Source organism: Dethiosulfovibrio faecalis, assembly GCF_021568795.1.
In the GTDB taxonomy this organism is placed as follows: Bacteria; Synergistota; Synergistia; order Synergistales; family Dethiosulfovibrionaceae; genus Dethiosulfovibrio; species Dethiosulfovibrio faecalis.
The window spans coordinates 121,444-144,138 of sequence record NZ_JAKGUE010000002.1 but is presented as its reverse complement, the minus strand read 5'-3'; the positions used below and the strand labels follow the sequence as shown (position 1 = coordinate 144,138).

General features: G+C 54.9%; 21 protein-coding genes. 1 reads left to right on the top strand and 20 read right to left on the bottom strand.

Translation table 11 applies throughout. The annotated features are described in order from the left end of the window. Positions 1 to 77: 77 nt before the first annotated feature. The 13 genes from L2W58_RS02770 to L2W58_RS02710 all read right to left on the bottom strand — a co-directional run bounded on the left by L2W58_RS02770 (position 78) and on the right by L2W58_RS02710 (position 13,855). Positions 78 to 533 (bottom strand): GNAT family N-acetyltransferase, encoded by a 456-nt coding sequence (locus L2W58_RS02770; protein WP_236101490.1) that lies wholly within the window; start codon positions 531 to 533, stop codon positions 78 to 80. A gap of 72 nt (positions 534 to 605) precedes the next feature. After that, complete coding sequence (locus L2W58_RS02765; protein ID WP_236101489.1) at positions 606 to 1,892, bottom strand: adenylosuccinate synthase; 1,287 nt, start codon at positions 1,890 to 1,892, stop codon at positions 606 to 608. A gap of 118 nt (positions 1,893 to 2,010) precedes the next feature. After that, positions 2,011 to 3,234 (bottom strand): S41 family peptidase, encoded by a 1,224-nt coding sequence (locus tag L2W58_RS02760; protein ID WP_236101488.1) that lies wholly within the window; start codon positions 3,232 to 3,234, stop codon positions 2,011 to 2,013. Between the two features lie 20 nt (positions 3,235 to 3,254). Then, positions 3,255 to 4,445, bottom strand: a complete 1,191-nt coding sequence (locus L2W58_RS02755; protein WP_236101487.1) for a murein hydrolase activator EnvC family protein — start codon at positions 4,443 to 4,445, stop codon at positions 3,255 to 3,257. Between the two features lie 14 nt (positions 4,446 to 4,459). Beyond that, the gene (locus tag L2W58_RS02750; RefSeq protein WP_236101486.1) at positions 4,460 to 5,344 is read right to left on the bottom strand and encodes a cell division protein FtsX; all 885 of its coding nucleotides are present in this window, start codon (positions 5,342 to 5,344) and stop codon (positions 4,460 to 4,462) included. Further along, positions 5,331 to 6,026, bottom strand: coding sequence for a cell division ATP-binding protein FtsE (locus L2W58_RS02745; protein ID WP_236101485.1), 696 nt, complete (start codon positions 6,024 to 6,026; stop codon positions 5,331 to 5,333). Before L2W58_RS02745 ends, L2W58_RS02750 begins: the two co-directional genes overlap by 14 nt. Position 6,027: 1 nt before the next feature. Further along, a complete protein-coding gene (locus L2W58_RS02740) occupies positions 6,028 to 6,969 on the bottom strand; it encodes a transketolase family protein (RefSeq protein ID WP_236101484.1) in 942 nt (313 codons plus the stop codon). Beyond that, a complete protein-coding gene (locus L2W58_RS02735) occupies positions 6,959 to 7,783 on the bottom strand; it encodes a transketolase (protein ID WP_236101483.1) in 825 nt (274 codons plus the stop codon). Before L2W58_RS02735 ends, L2W58_RS02740 begins: the two co-directional genes overlap by 11 nt. Beyond that, positions 7,780 to 8,772, bottom strand: coding sequence for a polysaccharide pyruvyl transferase family protein (locus tag L2W58_RS02730; protein WP_236101482.1), 993 nt, complete (start codon positions 8,770 to 8,772; stop codon positions 7,780 to 7,782). Before L2W58_RS02730 ends, L2W58_RS02735 begins: the two co-directional genes overlap by 4 nt. Next, on the bottom strand, positions 8,769 to 10,682 hold the full coding sequence (locus L2W58_RS02725) for a DUF5693 family protein (RefSeq protein ID WP_236101481.1): 1,914 nt from the start codon (positions 10,680 to 10,682) through the stop codon (positions 8,769 to 8,771). Before L2W58_RS02725 ends, L2W58_RS02730 begins: the two co-directional genes overlap by 4 nt. After that, on the bottom strand, positions 10,682 to 11,269 hold the full coding sequence (locus tag L2W58_RS02720) for a Maf family protein (protein WP_236101480.1): 588 nt from the start codon (positions 11,267 to 11,269) through the stop codon (positions 10,682 to 10,684). Before L2W58_RS02720 ends, L2W58_RS02725 begins: the two co-directional genes overlap by 1 nt. A gap of 4 nt (positions 11,270 to 11,273) precedes the next feature. Then, entirely contained in the window at positions 11,274 to 12,053 is a 780-nt protein-coding gene (locus L2W58_RS02715; protein WP_236101479.1) for an undecaprenyl-diphosphate phosphatase, read from the bottom strand. Next, on the bottom strand, positions 12,050 to 13,855 hold the full coding sequence (locus L2W58_RS02710; protein WP_236101478.1) for a ribonuclease J: 1,806 nt from the start codon (positions 13,853 to 13,855) through the stop codon (positions 12,050 to 12,052). Before L2W58_RS02710 ends, L2W58_RS02715 begins: the two co-directional genes overlap by 4 nt. Before the next feature lie 169 nt (positions 13,856 to 14,024). On the opposite strand from L2W58_RS02710, the gene greA reads away from it, so the two are divergent. Next, a complete protein-coding gene (gene greA / locus L2W58_RS02705; RefSeq protein ID WP_236101477.1) occupies positions 14,025 to 14,519 on the top strand; it encodes a transcription elongation factor GreA in 495 nt (164 codons plus the stop codon). Positions 14,520 to 14,581: 62 nt separating this feature from the next. Here the strand turns inward: greA and L2W58_RS02700 are convergent, their stop codons facing one another. The 7 genes from L2W58_RS02700 to L2W58_RS02670 form a co-directional block, all read right to left on the bottom strand. Next, positions 14,582 to 16,291, bottom strand: coding sequence for an LPS-assembly protein LptD (locus L2W58_RS02700; RefSeq protein WP_236101476.1), 1,710 nt, complete (start codon positions 16,289 to 16,291; stop codon positions 14,582 to 14,584). Continuing rightward, positions 16,261 to 16,755 (bottom strand): hypothetical protein, encoded by a 495-nt coding sequence (locus tag L2W58_RS02695; protein ID WP_236101475.1) that lies wholly within the window; start codon positions 16,753 to 16,755, stop codon positions 16,261 to 16,263. Before L2W58_RS02695 ends, L2W58_RS02700 begins: the two co-directional genes overlap by 31 nt. Before the next feature lie 49 nt (positions 16,756 to 16,804). Then, positions 16,805 to 17,965, bottom strand: a complete 1,161-nt coding sequence (locus L2W58_RS02690) for a hypothetical protein (protein ID WP_236101474.1) — start codon at positions 17,963 to 17,965, stop codon at positions 16,805 to 16,807. A 19-nt stretch (positions 17,966 to 17,984) separates the two neighbouring features. After that, complete coding sequence (locus tag L2W58_RS02685) at positions 17,985 to 18,437, bottom strand: hypothetical protein (protein ID WP_236101473.1); 453 nt, start codon at positions 18,435 to 18,437, stop codon at positions 17,985 to 17,987. Beyond that, positions 18,437 to 19,447, bottom strand: a complete 1,011-nt coding sequence (locus tag L2W58_RS02680; RefSeq protein WP_236101472.1) for a TrbI/VirB10 family protein — start codon at positions 19,445 to 19,447, stop codon at positions 18,437 to 18,439. The genes L2W58_RS02685 and L2W58_RS02680 overlap by 1 nt, the downstream gene beginning before the upstream one ends. A gap of 25 nt (positions 19,448 to 19,472) precedes the next feature. Beyond that, positions 19,473 to 21,074 carry a CTP synthase gene (locus L2W58_RS02675; protein ID WP_236101471.1) on the bottom strand — a complete coding sequence of 534 codons (1,602 nt, stop codon included), beginning with the start codon at positions 21,072 to 21,074 and terminating at the stop codon, positions 19,473 to 19,475. Between the two features lie 97 nt (positions 21,075 to 21,171). Beyond that, positions 21,172 to 22,593 (bottom strand): LysM peptidoglycan-binding domain-containing protein, encoded by a 1,422-nt coding sequence (locus L2W58_RS02670; RefSeq protein ID WP_236101470.1) that lies wholly within the window; start codon positions 22,591 to 22,593, stop codon positions 21,172 to 21,174. Positions 22,594 to 22,695: the final 102 nt, after the last annotated feature.

Below are 22,695 nucleotides of genomic sequence, written 5' to 3'. Positions count from 1 at the left end.
GTGTGAGTCAACTCCTTTTATTTTCGGCAAAAAAAACTTAAACCATGAGAGAAAAGGCGAATAAAGCTTCGATGTTGTCATGTAATTAACGAATTCCTCTGCATCCTGATTCCATCCTCGCCGTCGCCGTAATATCCCGGCAAGATGGCTCCTTGGACGAAACCGTTTTTTTGGTAAAGAGCTCTGGCCCCTGAATTGGAGACTCTCACGGTAAGGCCGACCCCACGGCATCCCCACTCCTCCCCTATGGCGTAGGCGGAACAGAGAAGCTGCTCTCCTATACCGAACCTTCGCCAATCGGGCGAGACCGCCAGTTGCATGATCCATACCAGTTTTCTTCTTCGCTCGAGGGCGATAAAGCCCAGAAGGATATCTTTTTTGAAAGCACCCATGTACACCATCTCTCCCGAACGGTTTCTGAGATCGTCCATAACAGAGGGCAAAGGCCAGGGATTCCGATTGGAACGAAGGTCTATATCGACTATAGCTGGGCCGTCTTCCGGTCCACAAAAATCGATGTCGAAAAGGATCATAAAACTCCTCCTAACGGAAAAGAAAAAGGGCGAGACCCCGAAGGCCCGCCCTTTGCGTCCAACTAAAATAACCTAAAGATCCCTGACTATCATCTGATCCCTCTCGGGACCTACCCCTATAATGGAGACGGGGACGCCGGTTTCCTCCTCGATGTAGCGGACGTAAGCTCTAGCCGCCTCGGGCAGATCGTCGAAATCCCTGACCGAGGAGATATCCTCGTCCCAGCCCGGGAAAGAGCGGTATACCGGCTCGACTCCGTTGAGATAACGGACGTTCCCGTTGAATTCGGTCCTGTCCTTCCCGTTCGATCGATAGGCCACGCAGACCTTAACCTCTCTGAGCCCGGTCAGTACATCCAGTTTGGTCAGGGTAATGTGGGTCATACCGTTGATCCTTACGGCATAGCGCAGGGCGACCATATCGAGCCAGCCGCATTTTCTGGGACGTCCGGTAGTAGCGCCGTACTCTCCGCCTCTATCCCTCAGATACTGTCCGGTGTCTCCTTTATCCTCCGAGGGGAACGGCCCCTCTCCTACCCTGGTGAGATAGGCCTTCACCACGCCATAGACCTTCTCCACGTAATGGGGAGCCACTCCCAGGCCTACGCAACCTCCGGCTGAGGTGGGGCTGGAACTGGTCACCATAGGATAGGTCCCGTGGTCCACGTCCAGAAGGGTACCCTGAGCACCCTCAAGCAAAACGGTCTGTCCCTTGTTCAGGGCATCGTTTATGACCAGAGAAGCGTCATCCACGTAAGGCGCCAGAGATTTACCCCAGCTCAGGGCCTGACGGTATATTTCGTCGAAAGAGAGGGGAGTCTCGTCGTATATCTTGGTGAAAAGAAGGTTTTTCTCGTCCAGATTGGACTCCAGCTTCTCCCTCAGAGCCTCGGGGTCCAGCAGGTCCTCGACCCTTATCCCGCAACGGTTGTATTTGTCCACATAGCAGGGACCGATCCCCCTGCCGGTCGTGCCTATCTTGCTACCCTGATCCCTACTTGCCTCCTGAGCCTGATCAAGCTTCTTATGGTAGGGCATCACCACGTGGGCGGAACCGCTTATGACTAATCGGGAACGGTCCTCTCCCTTTTCCTGAAGCTCGGATAGCTCGTTTAAAAGCTGCTCGGGATCCAGCACCACTCCGTTGCCTATGACGCAGGTCTTACCCGAATACAGCATTCCCGAGGGAAGCAGGTGAAAGACGTGTTTCTCGCCCTCCACGATCACCGTGTGTCCGGCGTTGGCGCCTCCCTGATACCGGGCGAACACGTCCACCCGGTCTCCCAGAGAGTCGACGACTCGTCCCTTTCCCTCGTCGCCCCACTGGGCACCTATGATGGCTTCTACTTTTCCCTTCAAGGCAATTGCCTCCTAACTGGAGTGATAACTCCTGGTCCGACTCTTCACCGGACAACCGAGCTATAATAACCTCTCCCATCGATCGGCGCAACCTTAACCTCCTGCTACCGCGACTTAACTAACCAGCGACATCCCCCGAAAGAGCGGGTATAGAAGCTCCCCTGATAAGGGCTTCCAGGGTCTCTATTCCCTTTTTGAGCTGGTCGTCCTTGTCGTGCTCTCTGGACCACTCCCCGTCGACCTCTATGTCGGGAGATATGCCGATATGGTCTATGACCGTGCCGTTAGGGGTATGATATCGGGCGATGGTAACGTATATGGCGGAGCCGTCTATCAGGTTGAACAGAGTCTGGACCGAACCCTTGCCGAAGGTCTTCTTGCCGACCAAGACGGCCCTGCCTCTGTCCCTTACGGCTCCGGCCACTATCTCCGACGCGCTGGCGCTTCCCTCGTTGACCAACACCACCAGGGGAAGATCTGTCAAAACCCCGTCTGTGGCGTAAAGCTCCTCGTTGGCCCGCTCGACCCTTCCCTTTGTTCCGACCACAAGACCGCCATCCAAGAACATATCGGAGATCTCCACCGCAGCGTTCAAAAGGCCACCGCCGTTGTTTCGAAGATCCAGAATCAGACCTCTGGCTCCTTCGTTCTTCAGATCTATCACGGCCTTACCCAAATCCGAAGGGCTCGTGTCTTTGAACTGGGACAGGCGGACATAGCCAATATCGTCGCTGAGCATTTCAAAACGGACGGACTTGAGCTTTATCTCCTCTCGGACCATCTCCTTCTTCAGAAGATCCGACTCTCCCTCTCTACGTATCCAGACCGTGACGGGTGTACCGGGCTCTCCTCTAAGTGAATCCACCACCTCGTGTAGATCCCAGCCTATTACCATCTCATCCCCTATTTTCACTATCTGATCCTGGGGCTTCAGTCCGGCTCTATCCGCCGGGGTATCCTCTATAGGACTTATGACCAGGATGGCCCCATCCCTCTGGCCTATATATATGCCAAGACCGCCGTATTTGCCCCGAAGATCCGTCTGCTCCTGTTCGAGCTGTTCGGGATCTACGAACCTCGTATAGGGATCACCCCAGGCAGAGACCATACCGTCCATGGCACCATAAAGGAGATCCTTCTCCATGACGTCGTCGCTCGCCGCATCTACCTGATAGGCCTCTATGATGGCTCTGGCCTGCTTCATCAGCCAAAGGGAATCAAGGTCGAAAGGTGCCACCCTGTCGAGATCTCCTCCGTCTCGAGCTTGAGCGGCGACTATGCCCGAGACCAAGGCGGCTCCTATCAGAATCCCCAACAATATCTTTCTAGAGTTTTTCCACATAATCATGTCCTCCGTTCAAACTACAGATACTTCAAGGGATCCCTGGCATCTCCGTTGACCCTGACCTCGAAGTGAAGGTGAGGACCGGTAGCCACCCCGGTATCGCCGACGTTTCCTATGGGCTGACCGTCCGAGACCCTCTGTCCTTCGGAGACTAGAATCCTGCTGAGATGGGCGTAGACGGTTGAAAAATTCCCTCCGTTATCCAGTATAACTATCTGTCCGTACCCCCTCAGCCATCCGGCGTACAGGACATCTCCCTTCCCCGCGGCTCTGACCGTAGTTCCCTTGGGAGCGGCTATATCTATTCCGGTATGGACCGTCTTGGTCTTGAATACCGGATGAACCCTGGTTCCGAAACGGCTGGTAAGCTTGCCCTTAACGGGCCAGCGAAACTTGCCCTTATGGGGCGGCAACGGAGCCTGCCCACCGTCTCCGTCTTTGTCGGATCGGGCAAGTTCCTGTTTCGCTCTTATATAGGACTTGATCTTTGCCCTGATCTCTCTCTGGTCCTCCTCCGCCTCCTTGACGCTCTGTTGATAGGCGGAGCGATTTTCCCTCAACTTCTTCAAGAGCCCGTTTCTCTCGGCGATCGCCGACTCCAGACGCCGTTTCTGGACCGCCAGATCCTTCTTCTTGGCCTGAAGGTCCCTCTCCCTGGAGGACAAGCCCTCCACCAACTCCTGGATCCTCAGGTTTTCCCTCTCCACCTCGCCGATCAACTCCTCGTCCTGAGCCGCCAGCTTCCGAAGCAGATGACCGGTATTCATCGCATCGGCCACGTTCTGAGAGGACAACAGAAGATTCAACTCCGCCGTACCTCCGAATTTATATATTGTAACCAACCTCTCGGCGAGAAAACCTTTGATCTTCTCTATCTCTTTTTCCAGTCGAGAGATCTCCTTCTCCATCTCGGATATCTCCCTCAGGATTTTTTTCCTCTTCAGTTCCAGAAGGGATATGCTCTGTTCCGCCACCTGCCTCTTCTGATCGAAGCGAGCTAACTCCTGAAGGTAGGCGGCCTCCCTCTTCTTGGACGCATTTATAAGTTCCTGCTGGTGTTTTACCTGGCGCTCCAATATCGCCATATGGTTCTCCTCTTCCCTTATCCGACGATCAAGTTCCTCCGCCGTCATGGCGGCCCAGGACGACGTTGATGTGGCGAGCAAGACCAGAAGGAGTAAATAAAAGACACTCAACGTTTTTTTCATGATCAAACCTCTGTTTACATAGGCCTCATGGCCTGACGGATGAAACGGCTCACCGCCATCCAACTGCAAAGCCATCCCACCACTACACCGGTTCCCAACAAGATTCCATAGAGCCTGTACAGTACGTCCCAATCGGTTACGAATCGAAGCAGGGGAAGGGCGGTAGAGATCGAAGTTATTACATCTCCGTAAAAAAGATGTATGATTCCTATGGCCACTAAGGACCCGCCCAATCCGAGAAAAACTCCCTGGAGGACGAAAGGAAGAGCCACATAGAGTCTAGTCGCACCGACTAACAGCATAACCGATATCTCCTGCTTTCTGGAATAAACCGCTATGCGGATAGTGTTGAACAGCACCAAAGCGCTGACGACAACGGCTATGATCAGCACCACCACCGCGACCCTTCCAGACAGCTCGGAGACCCTGGCGAGTCGTTCCGCCAGAGCGCCAGCATAGACGACGTCATCAACCGAGGGCTGAGAGAGAAGTTCCCGAACGATAGAGGGAACATCCTGGGCCTTTTTGGCCCCTATATCGACAGTCCAAGGCAGGGGGTTCTTGCCGAGCAAAGTGACGGCCTTGGCCTGATTCCCGAGCTTGGCCTTAAGCTTCAAGAGGGCGTCGTCCGGCGAGATCACCTTGATGGAAGACACCCAGGGGAGTCCCCTCATGGCATCCGCCACCGCCCGGCACTCCTCCACCGAATCCACGAAAGCCTGGATGGTGAGGTCACCCTCTATCGACGAGGTCACCTGTTTTATGTTCAAGGAAAATAACGCGGTCGCTCCGACCAGAAAGAAAACGGCGGAGGCGGTCAAGAGGGTAAGAAAGCTGACCCCCCAATGGGAACCCATCGTCCTGAACGTGTCCCTGAGAGCATATCTAAAGGTCGCCATCGTTTCGATATTTACCCCCTCTCTCGTCTCTGACGAGACGGCCTTCGTGAAGCTCCACGACCCTCTGTCTATAGGAGTCCACCAAAGAACCGTCGTGGGTAGCGACTATCACGGTGGTCCCAGCGGCATGAATGGAAAGCAGCAGCTTCATGACGTATTCGGCGGTATGGGCATCCAGGTTGCCGGTGGGCTCGTCGGCCAGGAAAAGAGCGGGAGAGCCGACTATCGCCCTGGCTATGGCAACCCTCTGCTGCTCCCCACCGGAAAGTTGGGGGGGCCTGAGATTACGTCTATGCCACATCCCAACTCGGTCCACGGCCTCGTCCGCCCGGGTCTTCACCACTCTGGGGGGTAACCCCATTGCCTCTAGAGTAAAGGCCACGTTTTCCCTGGCGGTGAGGTGGGGCAGAAGCTTGAAATCCTGAAAGACGACTCCTATGTCCCTCCTGTAATGGGGCAACCGGCCTCGTCTCAACCTCCTTACGTTCACGCCACCAACGGAGATCTGCCCTCTGCTGGGACGGACCTCCCTGGTTATCATCCTCAACAGGGTGCTCTTGCCCGAGCCGGTCTCCCCTATGAGATACACGAAATCCCCTTTGGGAATCGAGAGATAGAGGTCGCTTATGGCCATTATGTCCGGTTTGAACACCTTGGTAACGCCGGCCATCCTTACGTCCATACTATCGCCTCCTCATCGTCCACGCCTCCACGGCAGCCCCCACTATCTGCTGATACGTAAGGCCGTAATACTCCAGAAGCTCATTGGGAGAGCCGCTTTGCCCCGGTCTATCGTCTACGGACACAAAACGGACGGAGACGGGATAAAGGCGACACAGCATCGAGGCGACGGCCTCGCCCAATCCCCCTCTGGAGGAGTGCTCCTCCGCCACCACGCAGCATCCCGTACGATGGACCGAACCCAGAATGGACCTCTCCGGTAGAGGAGCCACCGAATGACAATCTATAACCTCCGCCGATATGTCCTGCTGTTTAAGGATGGCGGCTGCCTTGAGAGATTCGTGAACCATGATACCACAGGCGCATATGGTCACGCCTGTCCCCTCAACCAGAGGGATAGATACGTTTATGGCGTCCTTCACAGTCGAATCGTCGTACAGGTACTCCATCGGCTCCCCGGTCAATCTAACATAGGCCGGTTTGGAGGTCGCGGCTATCCTTCGCAATATGGCCTCCGCCGAGACGCAGTCCGACGGGACCTCCACCGAGACTCCCGGCAAAGACCTCGTGAGGGCCAGGTCCTCCAGCATCTGAGCGACGGCGCCGTCCTCTCCGGCCGACACCCCCCCGTGTGAGACTACCATCTTGACGTTAAGTCCCGGAATGGCAACAGCGGTACGTAAAGCGTCGTATCCTCGTCCAAGCAGCCTGGCAGCGGTAGAGAACAACCACACGTGCTTTCCCGCCGAGGCCATCCCGGCGGCTGTGGCTACAGCGTCCAACTCGGCCATGCCCAGGTTGATGTACCTGTCGGGAAAGGACCCGGAAAAACGGGTAAGCCAGTTGGAGGCCACATCGGCATCCAGAATGACGAGATCTGCGTCGTCGGACCCCAGAGAGACGAAGACTTCGTCCAGAAGATCCATCATAATTCTATCGCTCATCTCTATCTCCGTTTCCAAGCTCCTCCAGAGCCCTTTCCGTCTCCATCCTCGAAAGGCCCGAATCTTTTTTACGTCCCTCTTCGAAAAAGGATACTCCCTTGCCGCGCATGGTCTTCGCTATGATCACCGAGGGACGACCGTTTTTATCTCTTATCGAGGAAAAAGCGGCGTCCAAACTGGAAAAATCGTGGCCATCCGCCGACGCAACGTTCCATCCGAAGGAGCGAAATTTATCCTCCAGCGGCTCCAACCTCTTTATCGAGTCGACCGGCCCCCCCATCTGGTCGCCGTTTTTATCGACCACCAGAGTGACAGAGTCCAAGGCCATATGAGAGGACGTCATCGCCGACTCCCACAGAGATCCCTCCTGAAGTTCGCCGTCACCGATCACACAGAAGACCCTGCCCTTTAAACCATCCATCCTCATGGACAGGGCTACTCCGTTTGCTATACCCAGGGCCAGTCCGGGCGCTCCGGACGACACGTCCACCCCGGGAGTCCTGGATCCGTCGGGACGTCCCTGAAGCAGGGCTCCGAGTCTCCTGAAATTCCAAAGAGCCTCTCTCTCGAAAAACCCCCTATGGGCAAGCACGGCGTATAACCCGGGACAACCATGTCCCTTGCCCATGATAAGACGATCTCTGTCTCTGGTCTTGGGGTTCTTTGGGTCCACATCGAGCTCCATTTCGTAAAGATACACCAATATATCCAACACCGACAGAGCGGAGGCGACGTAGCCCGATCTGGCGTTACCCACCATCCTTACGACGTCCTTTCTTATGGACATCGCAAGAGCTTCCAGACTAGAGATCATCCTCTAAACACCTCCTGCCAGGAATCCCTGAAAGTCTCCGACACGCCTTTTCGGCAACGATCTATCCAGGCTCGATTAGGGACCACGGTATCGGGGAAAGGACCGACACCGTCCCAAAGAGGGTAGCCGACGGAGCGTCCGAAGTCCACCACCTTGGGATCGTAGGGGACCGCCGTTCCGGGAAGCCCGGCCAGAGACGATAACAGACAGAAATGCAGCCTCATGCCGATTGAAGCGAAGCCGGAGCCCCACACTGGATCGTCCGCCCCCTTTGGCTCCACCACGTCGGAGACTGGCAAAACCCCGTCTTTATCGAGACGCTCCAAGAGATCCCTATCCTGTCCACACATGGCCACTCCTACGACGGGAAGCCCCTTGCGTTCGGCATAATCGGCGATAGCTCCGGCGGCCCGGAACTCCAGATCACCATTCCAGGGCCTCAGGTTCACCAAAAGAGAATTGCCTCGTCCTTGGGGTACGTTCAAAGACATCACCGGATCGGGGCATCTCTTCGCCGGTATGCCCATTCTTGCAGCCTCGGCCATGGAGTGATCGTCCCTCAAGGCCACTACGGAACAGGCCATCAAGGCAAAAGAGCTTATCCTTCGCCCCAAGGAAGACCGGAAAGGTCCCAGAGAATTGCCGAACAGCCAAGGGGCACACCCTGCCGCTCTGGAGATCGCGACCACCCCTCCGTAATAAAGTACGGAACGGAGGCTCGTGACGTCCTGAAACAAACCTCCACCGCCAAACAGACAGTTATGAGACGAGCGACAAGCCCTCCAGACCTCGGTCAAAGACCACCTGTCGAAAGCAGTGACCCCGTGGAACGAGGATGTGCCCTCCGTATCGCCGGACAACACCGCTACACGGTCTCTATCGACTCCTACCGACTCGAGCTCCTTCAGAACGGCGGCCAGCAAAAGCTCGTCTCCCAGGTTCCCCATTCCATAGTAACCGCATATCAGGGAGACGAACCGTCTTCTCACGCCTCGACACCTCTTCCAAACTTCATGATAAACGGCAGGAAACAGAACCTAAGGACCACTATCGCCGCCAATCCCAGCAAAATACCGGTCCACCAACCGTTGAACACCCGGAGGAAAGTGATGTAAAGAGCGGTATGGAAATGACAGAAAGTGTTCACCAAAGAGGAGAAAGCCACCGTGGCTCCCAGCCTCAGGACCTCCCTGTATCTGGGGATCCAATCGTGCCTTCGAACGTAAAACCACAGCATCAGACAGGGATACCCCAGAAATGCCTCCTTGGTCCTGGGGCGGGCCACCAACAGATCCTCCAAGGCGTCCCTCATGGCTATCTCCCATCCAGGAACGGAGCTCACGTTGCCGCTTCTGAATACCATCAGCCCCGCCGCGGCGACGAGGAAACCGGCTATAAAGATCTCCCCCCATATGGGAGGACGTCCCATAAGCTCTCCGAGATTCTCAGGATGGACCTTTCTGTGAAGATCGTGGAACAGGACCACCAGAATGGGAAGGAAAAGGGTCAGTTTAACCCCGGAAAAAGGCATCAGCCTCATCATATAAAGAGGAGCGCTGTGGAACGATCCCACCGCCATCCCGCCCAATATAGCCACTAGAGGCCCGGCGATCAAGGCTCGCCCCGGTTTTTTCCAGCCCTCCAAAGCTATGAGAACCGCCTCGGACGCTACGAAAGCGGTGGTAAATCCTCCGATCAGCTTGGCCGCCACAGGCATCCTCAACGAGATCAAAGCGATGAAGACCGACAACAACGTAAACGACAGGACCGCCTTTATAGATACCTCGTCCTCGACGCCGTTGAACCTTCTAACCAAACCCCATAACGTCAAAAGACATATGAGCACCATGGACAAAGCCCCGGTAGGAGAGGATCCCCAATCGGGCATGGGAGACGGCCATCTGTCGTCTATTCCCCTACCGGCAAGCCGACTCCTCAGCTTCGATATGTCGGAACAATAGCGTTTAAGAGGGTCTATACCTCCTCCGAGAGGATCCACCCTGAAGAGCAAAAGCGAAACCGATCTCTCCACGGCGGCTCGAACCATACGATCGACCATGGTCTTTCTATCGATTCGCCGAGACATGACCTCCTCGTCGGTCACGCTATGCAGCGATAGTATCCTCGGCCACACTGACCACTGTAGCGGCTTATCTCCTATCTGGCGGGAAAATTCCACCTGGGTCACGAAGAGATTTCTCTCCCTAACGAGGGCGGCCACCCCCTTTATGTCAGGGTAACCCGCCACGATCTCCCCGGAAGGCGAAATCCCCACCACGTTGGGAAACCTCTCGCATATCAGCTTTAAAGGATTCACCACTGTTTCGGAGGATTGGGTTCCGACCGGAGCGGGACGATATATCACCGGCAGAGAGAGCTTCGCCGCCATCTCCAGGCCTCTCAGATCCGGCAATATTCCTCTGGCGGAAAGGGTCTGTCTGGAAAAGGGGACAACGAAAACCGACTTGTCATCCACCGACGAAGAGCTTCCGTGGGGAAAACGAAGGGATAAAAAATCCCTCCAGGTGTCGGCATAAGCCCCTTTAGAGTCGAACATCAGGGCCGTTCCCGCAAGGCCTTCGGGCAAAGAGGTAAGGGCCTTGACTGGCAGATCCTCCAAGGGACCGTACCACAGGGGGAGTTCACCGTTTTCCAGCTCGTCTCCGGTAAACTCCCCTATCATTATCCCTCTGGAACCGGAATCCACCAACATCTTAAGTGTCTTCTCGACGGAATTACCCGACTCAACCGCAAGGGATGGAATCTGTACCCAATCCACCAGAATCACCGAAGAACGCCTGTTCTTCTCCACGTTCCAACGGGACAAAAGACCTGGAAGACTGAGTCCGAAAACGACCACACAGATCAACGCGAAGAAACGGCGCCATGAAAAACGCATCACATCACCTTCCATTGCTCAACCAGGGGAAATCCAAGATCATCCAACATCTTCGACACCAGATAGAGAGGCAGTCCCATCACGTTGAAGAAATCGCCTCTTATCCCCTCCACCATAAGGGCACCCACCCCCTGTATCGCATAGGCCCCGGCCTTATCCGCTCCCTCTCCGGTAGCCTGATAGGCCTCTATTTCATCTCTGGAAAGAGACCTGAAAAGAACGTAGGACCTTTCGAACCGGGATATCCGCCCCACGGGGGAAACCAGGGCGACACCGGTAATAACCTGGTGCTCCCTTCCCGACAACGACTCGACCATCTCGATACCGTGTGAGACGGACTCGGGCTTCCCCATCACCCTTCCGTCCAATACAACCACTGTATCGGCGGCCAGAACAAGCTTTCCTTCATTGTGACAGGCAACGGCATCGGCCTTCTTCAGAGCCAGCCTACGGACCATATCCTCCGGAGCCTCGCCCTGGAGGGATACCTCCTCCACGGATGGGACCTCCACGATAAAGGGCCAGCCCAACATGGAGAGCAACTCCCTTCTCCTAGGGCTTCCGGAAGCCAGGATGATTTTATCCACGGCCTCACCTCCCCAAAAACACGGAGACGAGCCCCAGGATAACGCAATAGACGGAGAAACCTCTCCAGCGCCCCAGGGTCACCACCTTACGAAGCAGAGAAAGAGCCCCGTAACCGGACAGCCCGGCGACCAAGACCCCCAAGAACCAGCCGCTGGGCATGGAAGACGTAGTGAAATCCGCCAATTCCAGTATAGACGCACCCAATATAGCAGGGAGGGACAGCAAAAAGGAAAAGCGAAAAGCCTCCTCGGAGGACAGTTTCAGCCCCAGCCCCGCCACTATGGTCGAACCGGACCTGGAGATCCCGGGGATCACGGCCAGTCCCTGGGCCAGGCCTATCGTAGCTCCGCCCAACACCGTCACCCGACCGGTTCCCCGGGGAAGGAGAGAGGCCACCCAGAGTAACCCTCCGGTGAAGACGAGAGCCACCCCAACAGCAAAAACGGAGGTGGAAAGTCTCTCCACCAGAGGCTTGAGAGGCAAACCGAGGACAACGGTCAGGACGGTACCGGCTATCATCGCCCATCCTACGATCCATCCCGGTTTACCTCGGCTTTCCGTATTGACAAGACCGGAAAACCACTGTCCCCCAAGCTCCAGAACGTCTTTTCTGAAATACACGACTGTCGCCAACATCGTGGCACAGTGAAGAGCTATATCGAACGCCAGAACTGGCTCCTTCCAACCGAGAAAGTTCTGGGCCAAGGCGAGATGCCCCGAGCTGCTGACCGGAAGGAACTCGGTGAGTCCCTGGATCAGACCGAGCAACAGCGAATGGATCATCTATCGAGAACCGTGATCAAAGGTATAACCCTGGGACTGGTGCCGGCATACTTTCGAAGCAGCTCACGACAGCGTCCCCTGACCTTGTTCTCCAAAACCTCTACGGTAACTCCTCTCTGGGAAGAGGCTTTTTTGACCGTGTGCCTTATAGCATCGGAAAACTCTTTTCTCATGTGCTCCGCATCGTGGAGGTGCATAAAACCACAGCTCTCGAACATCGGGTCGGACAAAAGCTTGAACCTGCGATCGAGCGTCATAGAGACAACCAAAACGCCGTCCTCGGCCAGATCTTTTCTCTCTCTCATGACGCTGCTCTCCAACTCGCCGAAGGCGAGACCGTCGACCAGCACGGCGCCAGCCTGCACCTTGCTCTTGGCCTGAGCCGATTTATCCGTTATGGAGAGCACGTCGCCGTTATCCATAACAAAAGTATTCTTGACCGGAACACCCACCTGATTGGCCAGCTGAGCATGGCGAACCAACATCCGGTACTCTCCGTGAATCGGGACGAAATACTTGGGCCTCACCATGCTCAGCATCATCTTCAACTCTTCCCTGGAGGCATGACCCGACACGTGGGTGCCCCAGCTTTTCTCGTAGATAACCTCACAGCGACACCGAAAAAGCCGGTTCACCATGTTGCTCACCATCTTCTCGTTACCTGGAACCGGGGTGGCGAAAACGGCCACCACGTCCTTGGGGCCGAGCTTGACCCTGTGATGCTCCCCCTTGCTCATAAGCATCAACCCTGAAAAAGGCTCACCCTGACTGCCGGTGGTAACCAAGACCAGCCTATTATGGGGAACTTTGTCGATATCCTGCAAAGGGACCATCATATCGTCGGATATCTGAAGATACCCCAGCCTACGGGCCAGGTCGACGTTGTTTATCATGCTCCTTCCGGCAAAGGCTATCTTACGGTTGAACCGAGCAGCTACGTCCGCGACCTGCTGCACCCTGTGCAGGTTGCTGGAAAAAGAGGATATTATCACCCTTCTGTTCCGCTGCTCTCTGAAAAGCCTCTCCAAAGTGCCGGATATAACGCTCTCCGACTGGGTAAACCCCTCCTTCTCCACGTTGGTGGAGTCGGACATCAAGGCCAATACGCCTTTCTTCCCCAACTCGGCGAAGGCGCTGTAATCGGTGATCCTTCCGTCCACCGGAGTCGGGTCCAGCTTGAAGTCTCCCGTATGGATGACTGTCCCTATAGGGGTCTCTATAGCCAAAGCTACTCCATCGGGAATTGAATGACACACCGGAATAAACGAAATGGAGAAACGACCGAGTTTGATCTTATCTCCAGCCTTGATCTCCTTAAACTTAGGTTTGTAATCCGGTCTGGCCTCTTCCAAACGGTGAGAAGCCATGCCCAAGGTCAACTTGGTGCCGTAAACCGGAACGTCCAGACCGGGTAGCACGAAGGGAAGAGCACCTACGTGATCCTCGTGTCCATGGGTAAGGAGAATACCCTTAACCCTCTCCTTGTTGGCCTCCAGATAGGTAGTGTCGGGAATCACGAAATCTATTCCCAACATCTCCTCCTCCGGGAACATAAGACCGCAGTCGATCACGATCATATCCTCCCCGAACTCCAGGAGGTACATATTCTTCCCGATCTCTCCTATTCCACCCAGGGGTATAAACCTCAGCGTACCGTCCTTCGGCCTCGTCCCCTTCCCGGGCCTTTTTCTCCTTCTGGGACGTCCCTTACCTCGGCTCGTGCCGCCTCTTCCACCGTCTCCACGGCCCGCCTGTCCTTTTTCTAACTGGTTATCGTTCTGTGCTTTATCCTGTGTAGTCACGTCGAATCACGACCTCCATATTCAGTAAAATAAACCATGGTCGGACAATCCGACCCCTTGTTATTCCCTTCTTTTTTTGGTTATTGCAGCCCTGTCGAGATTGTCTCATTCCCGAGTATCTGATAAAATTGCCTTTCAACGACAACAGCCTATCGAGGAGGTTTCAGCCTTGAGCGACAAAACTGCCGTCAGCGACAGAATCGAGATGACAAAAGAGGGATACGATCAACTCTACGAGGAACTCAAACGCCTCAGGAGCGAGGAGCGATACGTCGTCGCCCAGAGGATAGAGGAGGCCCGGTCTTTCGGAGATCTCAGCGAAAACGCCGAATACGCCGCGGCCAAGGACGAACAGGCAAAACTGGAAAGCCGCATACAGAGACTCGAGTACCATCTCAGCAAGGCTCAGGTAATAGATTCGTCGAGCCTGGACGGAAGCCATGTAGCCCTCGGGACTACCGTAACCATCGAGGACATCGGCAACAAGAAGACCTTCAGCTACTCCATAGTGGGCTCAGAGGAAGCAGACCCTAAAAAGAGCAAGATCTCCTCGGTAAGTCCGGTAGGACAGGCTCTCATGGGCAAACACCCCGGAGAAGAGATCAGCGTAAAAGTTCCAAATGGCATGAGGAAACTCCGCGTATTGGAGATCCAGGTAAACTGATCCACCGAAAAATGATACGACTACAGAGACAAAAGACCTGCCGAGAGGCAGGTCTTTTTCTCTCAGTCTTTCGGTAAATCCCGAGGTTCCTCGAAAGGATCGTCCAACTCGTTATCGCCGAACCTCACGGTATTGTCAGGAAAGGCCGTAAGCTGGAAACTCAGCGAAGCCCAATCGTCATCGTCATGCCGATTGTCCCTGTATGTCAATATCCACTTAAAACAACAGTTGTTCTGATAGGTCAGCTGATAGGCGATCTCGTCCATCCGGCTCCGGTCCAGATCGTAGGCTCCGGTCAGCCTAAGCCTGAATGTATCCGAAAGGGAGAACCCGAAACGCTGGTATATAAGCTCCTCCTCGTCGTAGTCGTCCCAGCTGTCCGAATCGTCGTCGGTCTCCACCAACGCGAAAGGAGAGCGACCGTCAACCCATCTCCTGACGTAAGCGGTACCGGCCTCGAAGCCGGATTCCGACCTGTAGACCGCCCCTACCGATGCATCGGTCACCTTCTGGCTATCGTTTACATCTGCGTCATAGCTGAAATCCCTGTAGGCCAACCTCCAGAAAGGTTCCCATCTGCCGGTGTCACGACCTATTTTTCCGTAAAGCTCGCCGCCCCATCCGAAACGTTCCATCTCAGGAAGGCCCTTGCCGGTCTCTTCATACCTTCCCCACTGAACTCCCATCCTAAAATACTGTCTCTCGTCGGAAGAAAACCTCCACCAGGGAGAATGAAGGGATAACTCGGGCATCCTCCACAGGGTGGTCTTGTAGGTACGACCGGAGTGCAGCTCCTCCTTCAGAGCCTCTCTCTGGGTCCATCGGCCGTCCAGAGTCCAACCGTCGTTCTCCGCCACGAAGCCCCAGGAAGGGCGATATTCCTTTCTGTCCGAGGTAGATTCGTATTCCCATGCGGTCTCGCCGTATATCCTCAACCAGGGAGCAAGCTCCTGGTCTATCCTTCCGGACCACTCCAGCCCCTCGTCGGACCATCCCATAACCGAGAGTGACAGTTGACCGCGATCCCAGTAGAAGGGGCCGGAAAGTCCCAGACCAACTCCCTTGTCAGAGTCGTATCCCAACTTTGGCATAAACGAATTGCCCTCGCCGTGCTCCTGAAGATCTACCCTGTAGTCAAAGGGATAGGTAAACAACAGAGATTCACCTATATACACCTGAGGAGAATTCACCACAACCCTCTCGTCCGGGATGAGGATCAACCTCTTGGCCTTGAGACGATAATGGGGATGGGGGGCCGAACAGGTTGTCACGGAGACCCCCTCCCAACGTCCTATGGCCTCGTCGTCCGACAAGGCTCTGGTCTTCTTGGGCAACCAACCCTTTCGACGTGCGGCCGCCACGGTGGAGACCTCCATCTTCTCTCCTTTTATGTAGACGAACTGATCAGACTCGGACAGAGGTACTGCCGACGAGGTCTCATAAAGAGCCCCTTCCCTGGTGGTCAAGTCGAACTCGGCCCTCTGCCCTCTCAAGACCTTGCCTCCAGAGATCAAGGTAACTCCCTTGCCCTCCATGGAATAGGCCTTGACCACGTTTCCAACCGTATCCATCTCCATTTTATCGGCAAACATCCTGACACCCTTGTACTTCAGAGCAGCGTTACCCTCGGCAACGGCTACGCCACTGGCCTCGTCGAAAGACAGCTCATCGGCGTTCAGAGAGGCCGCTCCTTCGTCCTCGTCCAAAGCCCATAGAGGGCATGCTATAAGCATAAGGACCACTATCGCCCAGATCCACCTTCGTGCCACCATACCATAACCCCCTCCTGGACGACGACCCCTTCGGAGGGAGACGCCTCTGCGCTTTTTCCCGTCAGACTGTAACGATCCCCCGATATGGTCAAGCCATCCGGAAAGGACCAACGATCAGAAGACGCTCCACCCCAAAAGATGACGGGAGCGACCCAATCGAAATTCTCCTTTTTTTCCTCGAAAACCCCGCTACCGTTCCGCAACACCAATCGATCTCCGGAGCTATCGTACTCTCCTTCGGGAGATGTCAAGGTCCACACGGAACCGTTCGGCCCTATACGGTTACCGGCAACGTCCTTTAAGTCCCCTATTCCGCCTTTCTTGCTCACCGAACGGACCAGAAAAGTCCAGAGATCTCCGGATAGGCTTCTCCTGAGAGTCACGTCCTTGAGCTCGACAGCTCCAACACCTCCGGCAGGCTCTTCAACCTCAAGATAATCGAGATTGAGATCACTATAGAGCATATAGGAAAAACCTAAAATAACCGCTATTATCGTCGAAAACCATAAAAATCTACCAGACAATCCAGAGACGACCTTCCTCCGATACCACGGTCAGAACCTCGCTCTGAAGAACCCTTATCAAAACCAATTTTTGGGCCACCGACACCTTGACCTTGTCCCCATCGAGCCACTTCAGCTTGTAACCGTCTTCCAGACACCAGCGCAGAGGGGAACCGTTCGCCCTTTTTGAAAAAGTATCTTTATCCCCTCTAGAGGACGGAGACAACATCTCGTACATCGTCGAGGTATCGCCTTTGGCCCATAGAGCCAGAAAAGCCTCCACCAGAGAATCACGGGACATCTCCAACCCCGCAGGGTTCGGATCGTCTTCGGACATTATCGCCTCCGAGAGATCCGCCGACAACGCCATCGAGTCACCTGAGGACACTTTCGGTATCTCCACCGGTTCGGGTTTCTTCGTCAGAACCGGTCCGGGTCCAAGCCAGGCAGGAGGCTCGGTATCCACCGTCGGTTCCTCGACTCTCTTCGATTCCTTTTCCGCCTTTTCCGGTTTCGGCTTCGCTACCGGAACATCCACCTTACCCCCCGAAGAGGTTAAGACCGTCTCTGTCTCCACAGGGGGAAGCTCCACGATCCTCTGTTTCGCCTCACCTACGTCGTTCGACGAAGGCTCTCCAACGGAGGAAAACCCCTTAAAGGCGAATCTCTGTTCTCTATAGACCCCTAGCCCCTTGAGGGAAAGGACGAAACCGTCCTTCTGTTTGGGAAAAAACACCAATCCCTGGACCACCCCCGTGATGGGCTGATCCAACTTATCCTCGTAGGAAAGGGGGGGTATAACATCCCCTCCTTCGGCTATCATCAGGAGGTTTTCCGACATAGGACTCAAGCTCAAAGGCTTGGGCCCGAAATGATATACCGTGACAAGAAAGGGCTCGGACTGTCCTATCCTCAGCTGTTCCCTGAACGACCGGAGATACTCCTCTTTCTGAGCCGGAGTATAGCCTCTGGAGATAGCGTCCGCCTCGACCCACGGTCCCACTAGTGCCTCGGGATAGTGAACGACCCATACAAGACAGTCCTTACCCCAGTGGAAGGACGTACTGTTCTCGAGAATCCTCGTGGCATCCTCCAGAGGGGACGCCCCCCAACAAGCGGAGGCAAAAAACACCAACAAAAGACAAGCCGAACCCAGTTTTCTCAAGGGCAAAACGTTTACCTCCCTTTCGTCAGAGCTTGTAATCGATTATGGCCGACACCCCTACCCCCTGGACCCTGACAAATCTCTGAAGGGGGTTTACCGAATCCACCGGCACCAAAATCTTGATCCTGAACCTACCCTGAAAGGACGTCTCTAGACTGGCCACGGCCTTGACCCTGGAAACGCCGTCCTTTTTGGGACCTGCGACCTGGGCCGCACCTATCCTGGTTCCGCTACCGAGAGACACTATGGGAACGACCTTGGTATGCCCCTCCACCTTGGCCCCCTTATTGAAGGTAACGGTGTTGATAAAGTCGTTTATCGGCCCCGCCACCTTATCTATGACGAATCCTCCGACGGCCACGCCTGCCACGTCTTTCAGAATGTCTCCCAGGTCTACGGCCAACGCCGGAGTCGTCCACAGGGCCACAGTGATCCACCCGGCGGCCAAGACGGCACAAAAACCTCTCGCCTTAGCCATCACAGGTTATCCACCTCGCTGGCAGCCGGCTCTATATCCTGAGACAATCGATCGACCGGTACCTGTATTAGACTGACCAGACCTTCCGGTACGGGATAGGACAACACCGGGGTCTCCTCCGATACCTCCATGTGAAAGATGGAACCGGCAGGAATCTCCTTAACGTCCCCCCTTACCAGAAAACCTCCGGCCAAACCAAGAGGACCTAGCAAGATGGCACCTGCTAGGGAGCTTCCTACCGCGGCTATCTGGGCCTTTTCGGCCTTGGCTGCCTCGTTGGCAGCCTCTCCTACCGATAGGGAGATCCAATTCGGCGAGGGAGTAATAAGCCTCTCGAATAGAAAACGCACCTCGGCGGGACGGCCGAAACTCCTAGGCTTCGACACGCTCGAAACCGCTCCTTCGACCAAAGAGCCCTTCGGGGCTACAAGAACGTTTCCAACCACCAAATCTCTAGTTAGCTTGCCCTTCACCGTATCGCCGACCGAGACAGAAGAGGGGGATATCGTATCCAACAGAGAGACCCTGACTACCGTTCCTGCCGGAACGGGCACGGAGGACCACAGTACCGGTTCGGAAACCAGCAGTCCCAGCATCCTCTCAAGCCTCATGGCCAAGGGGCCATCCTCCATGGGCTGTCCCTCCAGCTTCCTCTCGAGAGCTCCTATTCTATCCACTATCGGTTTTTCCGGCGTGGAAACCTGTTCGGTTATCCACTCCGCTATGGACATCTTGAACAACAGCGAGGGCTGAGTGTCGGTTCCCTCTCTTACGAAACGAGCCAATGCGGCCTGACGCTCCGCCACGGTTCCCGGCAACTCCCTTCCGAAGAGGGTTTTCTCCACACGGTTCAATCGATCTATCAGACCTCCGGTTCCGACCTCCCCATATACGATCTTTTCCATATCGTCCAACTGTTTGAAAACCGGAGCTTCGTCGGAAGCCCAGGCCACGGAACAGATAAGAAAAATCGCCGCAACAGCGAGAAATACCTTAATTCGCTCGTTCATGTTCAAGACAACCTCCTCAAAAAAATTAGTCGCCCTTTCGCTCCAAGGCGGCACCTACCAACCCCATGAAAAGAGGGTGAGGACGAACCGGTCGGGAGCGGAATTCGGGATGGAACTGAACCCCCACGTACCAGGGATGACCGGTCAGCTCTATTATCTCCACCAGATTTTTTTCCGAATAGACCCCGGCTACCTTGAGTCCCGCGGCCTCCAGACGCTCTCTATACTGATTGTTGAACTCATAACGATGGCGATGGCGCTCCATGACAAAATCGGATCCGTATGCCTCCCGAGACTTGGTCCCGGAGATCAGATCGCACCTATAAGCTCCAAGACGCATGGTCCCGCCCATGTCGGAGACACCCTTCTGATCCTCCATAAGGTGAATCACCGGATTCAGCGTCCCCGGATCCATCTCGGTGCTGTTCGCTCCGGACAGAGAACAGACGTTTCTGGCAAATTCCATAACCGCCACCTGTAGACCCAGACAGAGCCCCAGATAGGGTATTCCGTTCTCCCTAGCGTACCTGGCCGCAGCTATCTTTCCCTCTATACCTCTGGATCCGAAACCACCGGGGACCAACACCGCATCGACCCCCTCCAAGACCACCTCGGCTCCTTTGGTCTCTATCTCTTCGGCCTCTATCGGTAAAAGATCGATCCTTACGTCGTTGTGTATCCCGGCGTGGTAAAGCGCCTCAATGACGCTGAGATAGGCGTCCTTGAGCCCCACGTATTTACCTACCATGGCCACCTTGACCGAGCCGGAGGGAGAGGAAAAACCGTCCACCACCCTGCGCCAATCGGAGAGATCCGGCTCTTCGCCTGGGTTCAACCCGAGTTTTCTCATCACCAGTTTGTCGAATCCCTGCTCGTAAAGACTTATGGGAATCATGTATATAGTCGAGGCATCCGCCGCCTCCACGATGGAATCGGGAGAGACGTTACAGAACAAGGCGATCTTGTCCTTGAGCTCCGCAGGGACTTGATGGCTGGAGCGACAGACTATGACATCCGGCTGTATCCCGATTTTTCGAAGCTCCTGTACGCTATGCTGGGTCGGTTTGGTCTTAAGCTCTCCGGCAGCATCTATATAGGGGATCAAAGTCACATGGCAATAGAGAAGGTTCTCCCTTCCAACCCTGGAGGCAAGCTGACGAATGGCCTCCAGAAAAGGAAGCCCCTCTATATCTCCAACGGTGCCACCTATCTCCACTATCACCACGTCGACCCCCTCGGAGGCCTTAAGAATACTCTCCTGTATCTCGTTGGTAATATGGGGGATGACCTGAACGGTAGCTCCCAGATATCTGCCCTTTCTCTCCTTATCGATCACCCTCGAATATATTTTACCGGTGGTGACGTTGTTTGCCGAGGAAAGGTTTTCGTCGATGAACCTCTCGTAGTGCCCCAGGTCCAGATCGGTCTCGGCACCGTCGTCTGTAACGAAAACCTCTCCATGCTGAAAAGGATTCATAGTTCCGGCATCGACGTTTATGTAGGGGTCGAGCTTTAAAATAGAGACCTTGAAACCTCTTTTCTTTAACAAAACTCCCAACGAAGACGCCGTTATCCCCTTGCCCAGAGAGGACACGACACCTCCAGTCACGAGCACGAACTTAGCCATTATATCTCACCATCCCCTGAAATTTTAAAAACAAAAAGGGCAGGACCAGGGAACCTGGCCCACGCCCAGATTATACCCGAATCGGGATTACATTACCTCACCGAAGATACTTGAGAGGATTAACCGGCTTGTTGTTGATCCGGATCTCGAAATGAAGATGGGGACCGGTGGACCTTCCGCTGGTGCCGACGGTCGCCACGACCTTTCCGGCCGAGACCTTCTGTCCCTTCCTCACGTAAAGCTTCTGACAATGAGCGTAAAGGGTGCTGTAGGTGCTGTCGTGTTTCACGACTACCACCCTTCCGTAACCGCCCATCCAACCGGCGTATACGACTCGACCGGACCTGGCGGCACGTATCCTGGTATGCCTGGAAGCCTTGATGTCCACGCCCGTATGGAAAGACCTTCTCTTCGAGATGGGATGCCTTCTCCATCCGAAGGGACTGTTTATCCTCCCGACCACGGGCCAACGGAACGAACGGCTGCTACGGGACACCGATCCGCTCCTGGATGCCGGTTGACTGTAGCTTCCGGCCACCTGGCTGGCTCCGGGGAGGAAAAGCTCCTGCCCCACCGATATAAGCTTTTTCTGCTCTATACCGTTGGTGTCCACTATTCTGTTTATATCGACCGAATAGGCGGAGGCAATCTTGCCTAAAGTGTCTCCCTTTTTGACTTTATAAAAAACTCCGTCCTGGTTAGGGATTTTCAATGTCATGCCGGGTTTAAGCTTATCCGGATCGCTGAGATCATTGGCGCTGAACAAGGTATCGATGGTGACGTTGAACTTGTTGGATATGCTCCAGAGGCTGTCCCCGTTTTTGACCTTGTAGGTTTTCGTGGAGAAAGGAACAACCCTATCCTCCTTGGCCTTTTCCTTTTCCCTCCTTCGCCTGACCTCGTCCAAGGTAGCGTCCACATCGGAAGGCGAACGGGGAAGCAGCAACACCTGCCCCAAAGAAAGACGGTCAGGGTTTTTGAGTTCGTTGGCCTTGATTATATCCCTCTGAGATAGATTCGAATTTTGAGCCAACACGAAAAGGGTCTCTCCCGGTTTTATCGAATGCTCCTTCCAAACGATAGAGACTTCGTCTAGAGTTACCCCCTCCATAGCGTCCACCTTGCCCGGCGATTGTTCAAGCCGACTGGCCAGTTTACCGGACCTTGAACCGCTCTTGAGTTCGTCCAAACCGAGGCTATCGTCGAGATCCCCCTCGTCCATACCCTGCTTAGACAACGGAACGGGGTCTTCCTCGGCGGAGACCTCTTCCAGGAGAACCTCCCCTTCCTGGTACATGGGATCGGAGGGGATGGGACCTATACCGGTAGGCTCCTCCTCGTCTCCGTGAACTCCCTTTATTGCCGCCAAGGCCCTGGACATATCGACGACCACGAACCTAGACGGGATCTCACCGGCAGAATCGGAAGGAGCGGAATACCCCCAGCTCTCGCCGGATCTTTCACCGGCGAAAAAAGCCAGAAAAGAGGCCCCGCAAAGCATGATAACCACGATCGTCATAAAACCGAGATGCCATGAACTCCCATTAGATGGTCCTCTGTTCACATTTCACCACGCTCCCTCAACGACAGCTCGCCGCCGTCTTTTACAATATACGGGAAA